Raw genomic sequence first — 13893 nt, forward strand, 5'->3', positions numbered from 1 at the left:
GAGGGCCGACCCGCGCCCGACGTGTTCCGGATGAACCGAAGGGAATGAGAGCTTGATGTCCGACTCAGGGGGTGCGGATGGCCGACCAGATGGACGATCGACCGGGCACGATTCATGACCGTCTCGTGGAGGCGATGAACTCCGGGGTTCTCGCCACCGACGGGTCCGGCCGGATCACGGCGTGGAACCCGCGCGCGCAGCAGCTGCTCGGTTACACCCGTGACGAGGTGCTCGGAAGACCCATGCACCGGTTTCTGCACCGGGACGCCGACGGGCACGTCCCGCCGGAACGGGACTGCCGCCTCCTGCACGTGCTGCGCACCGGTGTCCCCGACCACGGAGACGGCCAGAGATTCGCGCATCGCGATGGGCGGATGGTGATGTGCTCCTGGTCGTCCGCGCCGATCCACACCAGCGACCAGGCCGGCACCCGGCCAGACCCTGGTGCGGTGGCCGGGCTGGTCATCGTCTTCCAGAACGCCGCCGACCGGGTCGCGGTCGAGCGTGAGCGGCGCGACCGGATGGCGCAGGTGCAGCGGGCCAACTCCCGGTTGAGGCTGGTCGCCGAGATCACGACGGTGCTGTCGTCCACGTTGAACGAGGAGGAGCTGCTGCGGCGGCTGGTCCGGCTCGTGGTGCCCGCGCTGGGGGACTGGGCCGAGATCGACCTGCTGATCCCCGACGGCCGCGTCGAGCGGGTGGCCGCGACGCACCACGAGCTCTCGCCCGCCGACATCGCCGGGCTTGAGGGGCCGCTTCCGCCCCTCCCACGGACGCCGCGCGGACCGCTGGCCCAGGTGCTGCGCGGCGGCGCCGCGGTCGTCGTCAGCGGTGAGGCCGACGCGCGCTCCGACGAACCGCTGGGGGCCGCCCAGTACGAGTTCTTCCAGGCCATGGGCGCCCAGAACGCGATCATCGCCCCGCTGGCAGCGCGGGGTGAGACCTATGGCGCGTTGACGCTGGGCTACTCCCGTCCCGGGCAGGTCTACGGGCCGGACGACCGGCTCGTCGTGGAGGACGTCGCGCGTCGCACCGGTCTTGTGCTGGCCAACGCCCGCCTGTACGCCGAGCAGCGCAACACGGCCGAGGCGATGCAGCGCAACCTGCTCACGCCGCTGCCGCAGCCGGGCGAGCTGCGGCTGGAGGCCAGGTACGTGCCCGCGACCCAGGTCAGCTGGGTCGGCGGTGACTGGTACGACGCGTTCTCGTTGCCCGACGGCGGCACCGGACTGGTCATTGGGGACATCGTGGGCCACGACCTGCGCGCGGCCGCCCGCATGGCCGAGGTCCGCAACATGCTCAGAGCCCTGGCCTGGGACCTGGCCGGGCCGCCCAGCGCCGTGCTGGCACGCCTGGACGGCGTCATGGCCGCCGTCAGCGAGGCAGAACTCGCCACCGCCGTGTTCGCCCGCGTCGACGAAAACCCAGTCGGGCGATGGCGCCTGCTCTGGTGCAACGCCGGCCATCCCCCGCCCCTGCTGATCAGCCACGACGGCGGCACGCGCTTCCTGGAGGAGCACGGGGTCCTGTTGGGCGACCCTGACCTCACCGGAACCCGCCCCGACAGCACTGACCCCCTGCCACCGTCCTCGACCCTCCTGCTCTATACCGACGGCCTCGTCGAAGCCCGCGGCTCCGACCTGTCCGACCGTCTGACCAGCCTCCGCCGCCACGGCTCCCATCTGGCCCAACTCCCCTTGCCCGAGTTCTGCGACAAAATCCTGGAACGCATGGAGCCCGCCGGTGAGGACGACGTCGCGCTTCTGGCCCTGCGCGTCCCCGGCTGACGGCCACGGTCGCCGCGTCACCACCGGTTCGGTGAGCGTCCGCCGCAAGGTTCCGGGCAGCGTTCACGACACCGCAGCCGGCCGGAGGGCTCCGCCGTGGAGAGGGTGCTCGCACCCGACTGGCCGGAAGGCTTCGGCCGCTCAGCCCGGCGTTATGGGCGCCGGTGATGAGTTCCGCTCGACTTGGCGGTTTCAGGACGACGTCGGCGGCGATTGACTCGGAAGTGCCGTGCCCGGACCCACCGGCCGGACGAGGAGCGCCGCGAGGACGCGGAAGTGCCGCGAGGACGAGGGAGAGGAGAACCCCCTATGGGCACCGACCGTGGCAGGCGCCTCCAGGCCATGTCCCTCATCCCGGCGGTCAGCCCGAACGGATCGGCGCCGCGTTGCGAGCACCTCGACGGGCTGGCGCCGGTGACCCCGCGTTCGGACCGGTGCCCGGGCTGCCGAGCCCTCGGCGCCACCTGGACAAGACTGCGGGTCTGCCTGAACTGCGGCTGGGTGGCGTGCTCGGACGACTCGCCCAACCAGCACGGCCGAGCGCACTACCAGGAGACCGACCACCCCGTCGTCGGCGCCCTGGAGCCCGGATCGACGTGGAAATGGTGCTACGTCCACGGGCGCGAAGTCTGACCCGTCGGTGGATCCGCGGCCTCGGACCTCGTCGATCAGGTGGGGGACGGCAGGGCGGCGCACCGGTCCAGAAGGGTTTCCAGCCGTCCGCGACGTTCCTCGGTTTCCCGCACGCTGATGCCGAGTATGGCGGCGAGTTGCTCAAGGCCGACGCCCGAGACCTGGGCGGTGCCGAGGAGCCGCGCCTCGGCCAGGTCCAGGTTCGAGCGGAGCGCGCTCAACAGGATCAGTGCCGCTGCCACATCCATCGGGGGCGGGGCCTCGCAGCCGTCCCGCCGGGCTTGGCCGGACGCGGCGATGACCGCGTTGACGGCGGCGCTGTCGGGCATCGGCCGCTTCCTGGCCTCCCAGAGGAACTCATCCAGGCCGGTGGCGTGACGGGAGGTCAGATGGGCCCGCGCGGCTCGCACCTCCTCCGGTCGCGGGGCGGGAAGGCCGCCGGGCGGTGCGTCGCGGCCCGCCGTGCCACGGGCCCCAAGGTCATCGTTCATGCCGGTCATCAGTGCTTCTCCTCGATTTGTGGCGCACATGGCCACGGCTCAGCTCTCTCGGCGGGCGGGCGGGCGGGACGGCGGCGAGCGCGGCGGCGCGTGCCTCCGGGCCGACCGGGACGGCGCCACAGGCGGCCTCCACGATCGCCCCTGTAAGGACCGCGCGGCCAAGCTGGAGCGCCGTCCCGGACGGCCGAGCCGAGCCGGTGCCGTCAAATCGGTGGCGGCGTCGGCGGACGGCGCACGCGCGGCCGGGGAGGCGTCGATGGCGTGATCAGCGTTCAGAGCGTCCTCCAACGGCGGGGCGGTCGACGGCCCCAGCGGACCAGCGCGGCCGCTGGCAGTGACCGGCCTCATTCCAGCCAAGCCCGGTGATCTCTTCGCGGACACAGGCGATCGGTGAACGGCTCATCACGTTGGCTGATCGGCGGCACGACGGCACGGCGGGCACCGCCTGCCGTCCGGGGACGGGCGAGGTGTGCGTACACTGCGGGCACCCGGCGAATGAAGCCCCTGGCGGCAACGCTGACCGACCCGTCCGGTGGACGGTCCGGACTTCCACCGGTCAACGATCGGAGACTCCATGTCCGCCCGAAGCCAAGCCGGAGGGGAGACTTCGTCTCCCGGCCGTCCCCATGTCCTGACCGTCCGTTGAACGGCGGCGGAACGCCGACCGGCCCGACGCTCGGAGTCACCGCGCGATCGGGCAAGGAGAACGAGCGCCGGCAACCGATCCACCCGCTGCACCTCGACCGGCTCGCCCCCGCGCTCCGCTCGCGCGTCTACCTCGAACGCGGCTACGGCGAACGGTTCGGTGTCCCGGACGAGCACCTGGCACCGCACGTCGCCGGGCTGCTGCCCCGCGACGAGCTCATCGCCCGCTGCGACGTCGTCCTGATCCTCAAACCCCGACCCGATGACCTCAGGCGGATGCGTCCCGGTCAGATCCTGTGGGGTTGGCCGCACTGCGTCCAGGACCCGGAGATCACCCAGCTCGCCGTCGACGGGCGGCTGACGCTCATCGCGTTCGAGGCGATGAACCACTGGACGTCCGACGGCGGGTTCGCCTTGCACGTCTTCCACAAGAACAACGAACTCGCCGGATACTGCTCGGTGCTGCACGCCCTCGCCCTGACCGGGGCCACCGGCGCCTACGGGCGGCGCCGGCGCGCCGCCGTCATCAGCTTCGGCGCGACCGGCCGCGGCGCGGTCACGGCCCTGAACGCGCACGGCGTCCACGACGTCGACATCCTGACGCAGCGGGGCGTGAGCGCGGTCGGCTCGCCGATCCACTCGGCCCGGATCGTCCACTTCGATCGGGATCCGGACGACCCGGCCCGCACCCGGGTCCTCACCGACGGCGGTCTGGTCCCGGCCGCCGCCTTCCTCGCCCGGCACGACATCATCGTCAACTGCGTCCTTCAGGACCCCGGCGCCCCTCTGATGTTCGCCACCGGCGGCGACCTGCCGCTGTTCCCCTCAGGCACCCTGGTCGTCGACGTGTCCTGCGACGCGGGGATGGGCTTCGAGTGGGCCCGGCCGACCCCGTTCGACGACCCCATGTACACGGTCGGACGTGATGTCCGCCATTACGGCGTGGACCACAGCCCGTCCTACCTGTGGGACTCGGCGACGTGGGAGATCAGCGAGGCGCTGCTGCCGCATCTGCGAACGGTCCTCGACGGCCCTTCAGACCCGCGGGCCGGCGAGGTCATCGAGCGTGCCGTGGAGATCCGCGACGGCGTCGTCCAGAACCCCGACATCCTGTCCTTCCAGCACCGCTCACCCGCCTACCCGCACTCCCGGCTCTGACCACGGTGCGGCGATCCGTCCGGTCAGTACTCCAGTTCGGGACGCAGGGGCCCGCCGACCGCGTGGAGATGCCGCAGCACCTGCGCGTAGGAGTGGAGCAGACCCGTCTCGCAATAGGCGACGCCGTGGCGGCGGCAGAAGGCGCGCACGAGCGTTTGCGCGCGGCGCAGGTTGGGCCGCGGCATGGACGGGAACAGATGGTGCTCGATCTGGTAGTTCAGGCCGCCGAGCGCGAAGTCGGCGATCCGGCCACCGCGGATGTACCGCGCGGTCAGGACCTGCCGGCGCAGGAAGTCGGTCTTGTCGTTCCTGCCCAGTATCGGCATCCCCTTGTGGTTGGGCGCGAACGAGCAACCGAGGTAGAGGCCATGACCAGATTCGAGACGATCCTGACCGTGTAGTGGCCCGGCCGCCGGGCCACTAGCCCGGCTCGCTTCACCTCGCGGGACAGCAGCGCGTAGTCCCTTCCGCGCGGAGCCGCCTCCGCCCGGCCAGGGGCCGAGGGCTGGCTTCGGGGCGTGGGCTGGCCTTGGGCCGAGGCTGCCGCGCGGGTCGAAACGGCCGTCGTCGGACTCGTGGTCACACTGTCTTCTTCCAGCAGGGCGAGCGCCCCCTGAAAGGGGAACTCTGGTGACTCCAGTCAAGCTCAACGGCCTGGGAAACCGAAACAGGCGGTCCGAGCAGGGCCCATCAGCGGAGCAGATGGGCCGGGCCGGGCGGGTGGTCGAAAGCGTGGCGCCGCGAGCGTCGCGGCTGCTCGGACCCGGAGCGTGGAGACTGCTCCAGGGCCGTCCAACTCGGGGAGGAGCGGACGGCCCTGGAGCGTCCGGTCCCTTCCCCCAAGCAGTGGGACCGGTGGAATAACAGCCAAGCGCGACGATCCGAGGATGGACACAGCCAATCCATGCACACCCCATCACTCGCGCTGATAACCCGCCGCCTCGGCTGGAAATCAGCGGAAATGGAGGCCGGTTTCCCGCACCCGGACGGCTCTGGGCCCCGATGCGGGGGCGAATCACTCTGAGAATCTTAATATTTTCCCGTATACTGGCAATTATCGGGTAAGGTAAAAGTATCCGGCAAAATGACGACACAACCCGTTCTGAAAGTGATCCGTCACACCGGCCCGCGCCCGGAGAGGGAGTCGCGCGGACCTCGCACAAGCCGAGCCTCAGCGGGCGCAACCGCCCGCTGACCCGCAGGCGCCTCTTCTGAGAAACCACCCACCGCACCGGTCAGAACCCGAGGAAGGCACCTGCCATGTGGACCACCAACGAACGCCGCACCGCGATCAGCCTGTCGACACCCTCGACTCCACGGCTGCGGCTGCGCCCCGCGGCCCCTCCCGGCTCGGCGCGGACCGCGCTGGACGGCGCCTGGTGGCCCCGCTCGGCCGACCCGGTCGCGGAACTGCCGGGCCTGATACTGGCCCTGCAAGACCACGGCCCCATCGACGACCACCGTCCCATCACCCACGTCCTGCTCCGGAAGGACGACTGGGACAGCCGGCCCCGCAGGCTCCGCGTCGACGGCCCGGACGACACCCGCGTCGTCCGGCTGAGCTGGTTCGACTCCCTTCCCTCCGGGCTGCTCACCGCGATCCACGCCGACGGCCGGCGCGTCGACCTGTTCACCGTCCCGGCCGCCACGCCCTGGACCGAAGCCGAGGCCGCGATGAACCTGGCGATCCATCCGCACGACCACCTCGGCGTCCCCGGCCTGCTGGCCGCCCTCGTCCCACCCGGCCGGACGGCGCGGGCCGGCACTCCGACGGCCTCGGAGAGCGCCTGGGAGTCCGAGGGCGGGCGGCTCCGGAGAGACCTCGGGGCACGTTGATCCGGCCGCCGCCCGGTCGGCCCGCCATCGCCCCATCCGGTCCGGTACTCCTGCCTGCCACGATCGGTGATCGCGAGTGCGGCGGAACCGCCGGCGGGGGAAACAGCCGTTTTCCGAACGCCCCTTATCTCCGGAAGCAGGTTTGGCCGCCATCAGCCGGACCGGAGGTGCCGAGTGCGCGGAACAGGGAGCGGAGACGGAACTCCGCACAAATGTCGCGCCTTGCCCGTTCGATCGGTACTCCGGTTCCGGACATAAGGGTCCGCCGACGACCTGTGAGCAGACCGGGTCGCGCATTAGCGTGGACCGGCGTTCGCCACCCACTCGTGGCGGCGAACCGCTTATGCTGGGTAGTGGCGGGCTGTCGGAGCCGAGGAGATGAGTTCCATGAGCGGGATGGCGACCGATGTCTGGGTCGAGGCCGGCGGCGGCCATGACATCGTTCGCGCCGATGCGATCGTGATGCTCCGTCTGGACGAGACCGGGCGGTTGACCGCGCAGCTCCGCGATGACGCCAAGGTCAGCGTGCCCCTCCTGGAGGGCTCGTCCGGTGTCCGTCCGCCCGATGACTTCCATCGCCAGCTGATCCGGGCGGTCGCCGAACTCGCCGACTCCAGCGGTGGGCAGCTCGTCCGCGCACGGCACGAGGGCGGAGTCTGGCACTGGACCAGCGAACCCCTCTAGGGGGCCGAGCCACGAGGTAGGCTCGGCGAGCAGGCCTCGCTGTTCCAGCTCAGAAGGTGGGAGATGTGGAACTGCGCCAGCTCCGCTACTTCGTCGCCGTTTCCGAGGAGCTCAACTTCGGTCGCGCGGCGGCCCGTGAGCACATCGTCCAGTCGGCGCTGAGCCAGCAGATAAAGCGCCTGGAACGGGAACTGGGCGTACGCCTGCTGGAGCGCACCACCCACTACGTCGCCCTGACCCCGGCGGGCGCGGCCTTCCTGGTCGAAGCGCGGCAGATCCTGGCCCACGTGGAGCGCGCCGCCCAGGTCGCCCGGACCGCCCAGGGCACCTCCCCGGCACTACGGGTGGGCATCATCGACGCCAGCTACGACTCGATGCCGCAGATCCTGCACGAGGCGCAGGCGCTCTATCCCGACCTGGTGATCCACCAGGTGGAGGTCGGCGTCCCCGAGCAGTACCAGCAACTCCTCGACGGACGCCTCGACGTCGGCATCGGCCGCGCCGCCCTGGCGCCGAGCGGGATCGCCTCCCACCTGTTCCGCCAGGACCGGCTCGGCGTCCTGGTCCCCCGCAGGCACCGCTTCGCCGAACTGGACGCGGTGCCGGTCGAGGCCCTCACCCGGGAACCGCTGCTGCTGGCCGAGGAGATGAAGGCGCCGGAGTTCAACCAGTTCACCGTCGAGATGTGCCGGGCCGCCGGCTTCACCCCGAGGGTGCACCAGGGCACCGTCGACAGCGTCCACGCCGCCTCCACCCTGGTCGCCCAAGGCCGCTGCCTGTACTGCGTGCCCTCCTCCTGCATCTCCGCGCTCCCCGGGACGATCTGGCGCCCGCTGACCGAACCGGCCTCCTTCTACCCCTGGTCGATCCTGTGGCGCGTGACCGACGACTCCGACCACGTACGCGCCGTCGTCACCTGCGCCCGGAACATGTCCGAACGGCTCGGCTGGCTGGCCCCCGCGGACCAGGCGGCAGGCTGACCACCAGGACAACGACCGGTCCGGGCCCGCTCACGATGAGGGCCGGAGACCCCGGCCCCGCGATCACCGCGGTCGTTCGTCGAGCATTCGCCACCGGCGTGCCCTCCTCTCCGGAGCGGGTCGCTCCCGCCGCCCTTGTCCACGGTCCGGAGCGGGCCTCACGGAGGATGGGCACGGACGCTGCCGGCCCAGGTGAGGGCCCCGCGAGAAGTCCCAGCGCGCCCGGCGGTCGGGGCCCGAGTATCCGGGCCCCGACCGCCGGGGCGTGCGGCAAGGGTCACTTGGGGGGCATCAGGACGCTGTCGATGATGTAGACGGTGGCGTTGGCGGTGTGGACGTCGCCGCATCCCACCTTGGCGCTGTCGCCGATGGTGAACGATTCGCCGGAGCCGCTGGTCTTCAGCATCGCGCCGTTCAACGTCTTGAAGTCACCGGCGGACAGCCCGCTCGGCGCGACCGGCTGCCCGACGACGTGGTAGGTCAGAATCCCGGTGAGGGTCTTCTTGTCGTTCATGACCTTGTCGAGTGTCGCCTTGGGGATCTTCTTGAACGCGTCGTTGGTGGGCGCGAACACGGTGATGTTCTTGGCCGAGTTGAGCGTGTCCACGAGACCGGCCTGCTTCACGGCGCTGACCAGCGTTGACAGCACCGGGTTGTTGGACGCGGCGGTCGCCACGGGGTCGGTGGACATGCCGGTGAAGCTGCCCTTGCCGGATTTCGGGACGGCCGTGCACGCCGCGCCGAACGGCTGGTCGGCCGAGGGCGAGCTCTCCGCGGCGGTCGCCGGGGCCGAGCTGGCGGGGGCGGTGGTGGGGCCGTCGGCCTTGTCGTCGTCGTCGCTTGAGCAGGCCGACGCTGCGGTGGCGATGGCGGCTGCGGCCAGGACGCCGGCGGCGATGCGGGTGCGATACATGGGTGATCTCCTTGTGTTGGATTCTGTGTTGGCTGTCTCGAATGAGTGATGGTTCAGGTGATGGTGACCACCACCGAGTGCCAGCCCGTCGCGCCGTCGGGGAACGGCGGGGTGCGGTGCTCCGGCTGGGTGTGGCCGGTTCCGTCGGTGGCCCGGCAGCGGAGCGTGTGGGAGCCGGGCGCGGCGTCCCACTCGGCGGTCCACTGCCGCCAGGTGTCCAGGCCGGGGACGGGCGCGAGCCGCGCCTGCCGCCACGGTTCGCCGTCGACCTGCCATTCGACGGCGTCGACGCCGCGGTGCTGCGCCCACGCGGTGCCCGCGACGGCGACCCTTCCCGCTTTCACGTCGGCGAGCGGCTTGGGGACGTCGATGCGGGAGAACGTCTTGATCGGGGCGCGGTCGGCGTAGCCGCGTCTGGTCCAGTACGCGTGGTCGGTCGCGAAACGGGTGACCTTGAGGTCGACGACCCATTTGGTGGCCGAGACGTAGCCGTACAGGCCGGGGACGACGAGCCGCGCGGGGAAGCCGTGGGCGATCGGGAGCGGCTCGCCGTTCATGCCGACGGCGATCATCGCGTCCCGGCCGTCCAGGATCGTCTCGATCGGGGTGGACAGCGTCATGCCGTCCGACGAGCGGGACAGGATCTGGTCGGCGCCGGAAGAGATCCCGGCCCGGCGCAGCAGCGGCGCGAGCGGCGCGCCGAGCCAGCGGGCGTTGCCCGCGAGGTCGCCGCCGACCTGGTTCGACACGCACGACAGCGTGATGTCGCGTTCGATCAGCGCCAGGCGCAGCAGGTCGTCGAAGCTCAGCTCGACCGGGCGGGCGACCATGCCGTGGATGCGCAGCGTCCAATCGCGCGGGTCGACCTGCGGCAGCGTGAGCGCGGTGTCGACCCGATAGAAGTCGCGGTTGGACGTGCGGAACGGCGTCATCCCCGGCAACCGCACCTGCGCGGCCGGGGGCACCGGACGAGCCAGGCTCGCCGGTCGCGGCAGCAGCAGGTCCGCCCGGACCGAGGAGACGTCGCCGCAGTGCAGCAGCACCCGCCCGCCGACACCGCCGGCAGCGGCGACGCCGGCAACACCGGCACCGGTGAGCAGTACCCGCCGCCGATCGATCCCAGAACCTGCCCCGGAGGCGGGCTCGGGGTGCTTGGGGCGGCGTTCCGGGCCGTTCTCCCACTTCTCCTGGGGGCCGGTTGCCTCGTCTTCGCCCGGGGTAGCGGTGCCGTGGGCGGCTTCGCCTGCGGACACACGCTCGGGAGGTCGGATGCGTGAGGGACGAATCGACGGGCGGACACTGCGCGCCAGCAGGACCAGGGCCGCCATGCCGGCGAGCGCGCCGACCGCGGACGGCGCCGCGTCCACCGGCTCGGCGACCGGCCGGGTCAGCGCCGCGAAGACCCCGACGATCCCGAAAGCGGCGAGCCCGATCAGGCCAACGGCCAGGCGGCGCCGGCTCACCAACCCGATGACCAGCGCCGCGACCGTGATCCCGGCACCGAGACCGATCAGCAGGACCGTCTTGTCGTTGCTGCCGAAGTGGCGGATCGCGAAGTCCTTCAGCCACACAGGGGTGAGGTCGATGAAGCCCGCGCCCACCGCCAGCAGCGGCGACGCCGATGTCCGTCCGAGCGCACCGGCCGCGAGCTCCGCGATTCCCAACGCGGCCGCGGCGGCCAGGAGCCCGCGGAGCGCGGCGATGCCCCACCGCATAGGCTCGACTGCTCGTTTGCCTGTCACAACCGGTGTTCGGCGCCGGACGGCCGGTGGATGGGTCGGATCTTCGCCGCGTTCCGCACCCATCCTCGGGGCCGCCCGCACCGAACCATCGATGTGAAAATGAGAGAACCGGCCAAAACGCCGCAGCCGCTCGGCGGGGAGCCGCTGGACCTGGCCGACCTGCTCGGCCGCGTCGCACGCGGCGACCAGGACGCGTTCGGGCAGGTGTACGAGCGGCTGTCCGGGCCGATCTACGGGTTGGCGCTCCGGGTCGTCCGCGACCCCGCCCAGGCCGAGGAGGTCGCGCAGGACGTGCTGGTCGAGCTGTGGCGCAAAGCGTCGCACTACCGCCCGGACCGGGGCAGCGCCACGTCATGGGCGCTGACCGTGGCGCACCGCCGCGCCGTCGACCGGGTCCGCTCCAGCCAGGCCGACCGGGACCGCGAGGAGCGCTCCGCCGCGCCCGCCCCCGAGTACGACGAGGTCGCGGAGGAGGTCGGCACCCGGTTGGAACACCAGCAGGTCCGCCGCTGCATGCGCGGCCTGACCCCGACGCAGCATGAGTCGATCACGCTCGCCTACTACGGCGGCTACACCTACCGTGAGGTGGCCGAACTCCTCGGCGTCGGCCTCGCCGCCGTCAAGACCCGGATGCGCGACGGGCTCATCCGGCTTCGTGACTGCCTGGGAGTGCAGCCATGACCCACGACCCGCACGATCTCACCGGCGCGTACATGGTGGACGCGCTCACCGACACCGAACGGCGCCGCTACGAACGTCACCTGCCCCGCTGCACCACCTGTGCCGATGAGGTCGCCGGATTCCGCGAGACCGCCACCCGCCTGGCGCTCGCCGCCTCGCGGCCGCCCCCGGACGCGCTGCGCGGACGTGTCCTGGCCGAGATCGCCCGGACCCGGCAGTCGCCCCCGCCGCTCGCCCGCCGCCTGCCCTCCCCCCGCGCCGGCGGGCTGAGCCGGCTGGCTGCGGCGGCCTGTCTGGTGCTGGCCCTGGCCGGCGGCGGCGCCGCGCTGCACTTCCAGCGGGACGCCGACCACGCCCAAGCCCTGAACCGGCAGGTCACCGCCGTGATGACGGCCCCGGACGCGCACACCTCCACCGCCGGTGCGCAAGGCACCGCCGCCGTCACGGTCGTGTCGTCTCGATCGCTGAACAAGGCCGTCGTCACCACGTCCCGGCTGCCGCGCCTGCCGTCCACCAAGATCTACCAGATGTGGTGGCTCAGCCTGACGGCGCCGCGTTCGGCCGGAACGCTCGACCTGACGGAGAAGTCGCGTCCGATCATCACCGGGGGTCTCGGCAACGCGCGGAGCTTCGGCGTCACCATCGAACCGGCCGGCGGTTCCCCCCGCCCGACCAGCGCCCCCATCCTGACCCTCGACCTCGGCTGACCCACGACCTCAGAGCACAGGCCCAAGCAAACACCACCGTGGTTCCCGGTCACCTCGTGCCACCTCCGGCCGGGCAAAGACACGTGAGGGGGTGTACTCACGGCGCACTACATGACCGACAAACGCCCACAGGCTCGTTAGGACACCGCACCTGTGGGCACGACAAGCACTCCTGGCGACGCCGAAAAAGGGGGGGCCTTGCCATGAGCGGTATCGACCGTATCGCCGGGCAGCGACCAATGGACACCGCATCCGACGGCCTCATGGGCCCTCTCATCGGCGCCGTGCCACATGCCTGAACCCGACCCGCATCCCGGCGAAGGCGGCGGCGCGCCCGCCTTTCCGAAGGGGCTCTGGCGGGCCTTGGAGCGAGCCCGCCCGCCCGGGTTCGGTCGAACCCGGGCCTGGCGCAGCCCGTTGCGCGGACCCTGGCTGACCGCGATGTTCGGGTCGGTTCTGCTGGTCACGCTTCCCGTGGTGATCGTCACGGGGCTGGTCTCGTACGTGGCGTACGCGCCGTGGTTCGGGCAGGCGTACCCGGCCCATACCGGCTGGCTGCACCTGCCGTACTTCACCTGGCCGACCCGTCCCGCCTGGCTGTACCGGCTGAACCAGGGGTTGCACGTCGGCCTGGGACTGGTCCTGGTACCGGTCGTGCTGGCCAAGTTGTGGTCGGTGGCGCCGAGGCTGTGGGCTTGGCCGCCCGCTCGTTCGCTCGCCCAGGTCCTGGAACGGCTCTCGCTGCTGCTGCTGGTGGGCGGCATCCTGTTCGAGATCGTCACCGGCGTCCTGGACATCCAGTACTGGTACGCGTTCCCGTTCGACTTCTACACCGCCCACTACTACGGCGGGTGGGTGTTCACCGGCGCGTTCCTCGCCCACGTGACCATCAAACTGCCGCGGCTCGTCCGCGCGCTGCGCTCACGTTCCCTGCGCGGCGAACTCCGGACCTCGCGCACCGGCACCCGGCCCGAACCCGCCGACCCCGACGCGCTGGTGGCGGCCGACCCCGCACCGGCGACCCTTAGCCGCCGCGGCGTGCTGGCCGTGGTAGGCGGCGGCAGCACCCTGATCGCCGTGCTGATCGGGGGTCAGAGCATCGGCGGTCCCGCCAGGCGGGTGGCGCTGCTGGCTCCCCGCGGCGGCTACCGGGACACCGCGGATGACTTCCCGGTCAATCACACCGCGGCCGCGGCCGCGATCACGCCCGCCGACATCGGCGCGGGCTGGCACCTGACCCTGACCAATGGCGGGCAGGTCATCCGACTGGACCGGACGCAACTGCTCGCGATGCCCCAGCACACCGCCGCGCTGCCCATCGCCTGCGTCGAGGGCTGGTCCACCATGCAGACCTGGACCGGTGTACGGCTGCGCGACCTCGCCGCCCTGGTCGGCGCCGGGCACCCGTCCGCAGCTCACGTCCGGTCGCTGCAACGAAGCGGTGCCTTCAACCAGGCCACCCTTCAGCCCAACCAAGTCCGCGACCCCGACGCGCTGCTGGCTCTGAAGGCCAACGGCACCGACCTGTCCCTGGACCACGGCTACCCCGCCCGCGTCATCGTGCCCGCCCTGCCGGGCGTCCACAACACCAAATGGGTACGTTCCATCGAGTTTCGGGACAGCTGAC

At 71.5% G+C, this 13893-nt stretch carries 13 protein-coding genes and 1 pseudogene; 10 read left to right on the plus strand and 4 right to left on the minus strand.

Features of this window, described 5'->3' with window-relative positions:
- The first annotated feature begins 77 nt into the window (after positions 1 to 77).
- Complete coding sequence (locus K2F47_RS26225) at positions 78 to 1787, plus strand: SpoIIE family protein phosphatase (protein ID WP_242907982.1); 1710 nt, start codon at positions 78 to 80, stop codon at positions 1785 to 1787.
- Positions 1788 to 2096: 309 nt separating this feature from the next.
- On the plus strand, positions 2097 to 2420 hold the full coding sequence (locus K2F47_RS26230; protein ID WP_242907983.1) for a UBP-type zinc finger domain-containing protein: 324 nt from the start codon (positions 2097 to 2099) through the stop codon (positions 2418 to 2420).
- A gap of 35 nt (positions 2421 to 2455) precedes the next feature.
- Here K2F47_RS26230 and K2F47_RS26235 read toward each other — a convergent pair whose 3' ends face one another.
- Positions 2456 to 2920, minus strand: a complete 465-nt coding sequence (locus tag K2F47_RS26235; RefSeq protein WP_242907986.1) for a hypothetical protein — start codon at positions 2918 to 2920, stop codon at positions 2456 to 2458.
- Between the two features lie 28 nt (positions 2921 to 2948).
- Between K2F47_RS26235 and K2F47_RS26240 the strand changes: the two genes are divergently transcribed.
- Both K2F47_RS26240 and K2F47_RS26245 read left to right on the plus strand, forming a co-directional pair.
- Complete coding sequence (locus K2F47_RS26240; RefSeq protein ID WP_242907988.1) at positions 2949 to 3185, plus strand: hypothetical protein; 237 nt, start codon at positions 2949 to 2951, stop codon at positions 3183 to 3185.
- A gap of 377 nt (positions 3186 to 3562) precedes the next feature.
- Positions 3563 to 4723, plus strand: coding sequence for a N(5)-(carboxyethyl)ornithine synthase (locus K2F47_RS26245; protein ID WP_242907990.1), 1161 nt, complete (start codon positions 3563 to 3565; stop codon positions 4721 to 4723).
- Between the two features lie 23 nt (positions 4724 to 4746).
- Here the strand turns inward: K2F47_RS26245 and K2F47_RS26250 are convergent.
- Positions 4747 to 5091, minus strand: a pseudogene (locus K2F47_RS26250) (fatty acid desaturase); the annotation flags it as partial.
- Positions 5092 to 5983: 892 nt separating this feature from the next.
- Between K2F47_RS26250 and K2F47_RS26255 the strand changes: the two are divergent.
- The 3 genes from K2F47_RS26255 (at position 5984) to K2F47_RS26265 (ending at position 8223) form a co-directional block, all read left to right on the plus strand.
- A complete protein-coding gene (locus K2F47_RS26255) occupies positions 5984 to 6559 on the plus strand; it encodes a DUF5994 family protein (RefSeq protein WP_242907991.1) in 576 nt (191 codons plus the stop codon).
- A gap of 387 nt (positions 6560 to 6946) precedes the next feature.
- On the plus strand, positions 6947 to 7243 hold the full coding sequence (locus tag K2F47_RS26260) for a hypothetical protein (protein ID WP_242882264.1): 297 nt from the start codon (positions 6947 to 6949) through the stop codon (positions 7241 to 7243).
- A 65-nt stretch (positions 7244 to 7308) separates the two neighbouring features.
- The gene (locus tag K2F47_RS26265) at positions 7309 to 8223 is read left to right on the plus strand and encodes a LysR family transcriptional regulator (protein ID WP_242882265.1); all 915 of its coding nucleotides are present in this window, start codon (positions 7309 to 7311) and stop codon (positions 8221 to 8223) included.
- Between the two features lie 277 nt (positions 8224 to 8500).
- Here K2F47_RS26265 and K2F47_RS26270 read toward each other — a convergent pair whose 3' ends face one another.
- Both K2F47_RS26270 and K2F47_RS26275 read right to left on the minus strand, forming a co-directional pair.
- The gene (locus K2F47_RS26270; protein ID WP_242882266.1) at positions 8501 to 9136 is read right to left on the minus strand and encodes a fasciclin domain-containing protein; all 636 of its coding nucleotides are present in this window, start codon (positions 9134 to 9136) and stop codon (positions 8501 to 8503) included.
- A 53-nt stretch (positions 9137 to 9189) separates the two neighbouring features.
- Positions 9190 to 10851, minus strand: a complete 1662-nt coding sequence (locus K2F47_RS26275; protein ID WP_242907992.1) for a molybdopterin-dependent oxidoreductase — start codon at positions 10849 to 10851, stop codon at positions 9190 to 9192.
- A gap of 126 nt (positions 10852 to 10977) precedes the next feature.
- Here K2F47_RS26275 and sigK point away from each other — a divergent pair, with 126 nt between their 5' ends.
- The 3 genes from sigK to K2F47_RS26290 all read left to right on the plus strand — a co-directional run bounded on the left by sigK (position 10978) and on the right by K2F47_RS26290 (position 13892).
- On the plus strand, positions 10978 to 11559 hold the full coding sequence (sigK, locus tag K2F47_RS26280) for an ECF RNA polymerase sigma factor SigK (RefSeq protein WP_242907994.1): 582 nt from the start codon (positions 10978 to 10980) through the stop codon (positions 11557 to 11559).
- Positions 11556 to 12266 (plus strand): anti-sigma factor, encoded by a 711-nt coding sequence (locus K2F47_RS26285; protein ID WP_242882269.1) that lies wholly within the window; start codon positions 11556 to 11558, stop codon positions 12264 to 12266. Before sigK ends, K2F47_RS26285 begins: the two co-directional genes overlap by 4 nt.
- A 417-nt stretch (positions 12267 to 12683) precedes the next feature.
- Complete coding sequence (locus tag K2F47_RS26290; RefSeq protein WP_242907996.1) at positions 12684 to 13892, plus strand: molybdopterin-dependent oxidoreductase; 1209 nt, start codon at positions 12684 to 12686, stop codon at positions 13890 to 13892.
- Position 13893 lies beyond the last annotated feature (1 nt).

This window comes from Actinomadura terrae, assembly GCF_022751215.1.
Lineage (GTDB): Bacteria > Actinomycetota > Actinomycetes > Streptosporangiales > Streptosporangiaceae > Spirillospora > Spirillospora terrae.

Coding starts and splice junctions, on each gene's coding strand:
- K2F47_RS26225 (WP_242907982.1), top strand. CDS start 78: ATGGCCGACCAGATGGACGATCGACCGGGCACGATTCATGACCGTCTC.
- K2F47_RS26230 (WP_242907983.1), top strand. CDS start 2,097: ATGGGCACCGACCGTGGCAGGCGCCTCCAGGCCATGTCCCTCATCCCG.
- K2F47_RS26235 (WP_242907986.1), bottom strand. CDS start 2,920: ATGACCGGCATGAACGATGACCTTGGGGCCCGTGGCACGGCGGGCCGC.
- K2F47_RS26240 (WP_242907988.1), top strand. CDS start 2,949: ATGGCCACGGCTCAGCTCTCTCGGCGGGCGGGCGGGCGGGACGGCGGC.
- K2F47_RS26255 (WP_242907991.1), top strand. CDS start 5,984: ATGTGGACCACCAACGAACGCCGCACCGCGATCAGCCTGTCGACACCC.
- K2F47_RS26260 (WP_242882264.1), top strand. CDS start 6,947: ATGAGCGGGATGGCGACCGATGTCTGGGTCGAGGCCGGCGGCGGCCAT.
- K2F47_RS26270 (WP_242882266.1), bottom strand. CDS start 9,136: ATGTATCGCACCCGCATCGCCGCCGGCGTCCTGGCCGCAGCCGCCATC.
- K2F47_RS26275 (WP_242907992.1), bottom strand. CDS start 10,851: ATGCGGTGGGGCATCGCCGCGCTCCGCGGGCTCCTGGCCGCCGCGGCC.
- sigK (WP_242907994.1), top strand. CDS start 10,978: ATGAGAGAACCGGCCAAAACGCCGCAGCCGCTCGGCGGGGAGCCGCTG.
- K2F47_RS26285 (WP_242882269.1), top strand. CDS start 11,556: ATGACCCACGACCCGCACGATCTCACCGGCGCGTACATGGTGGACGCG.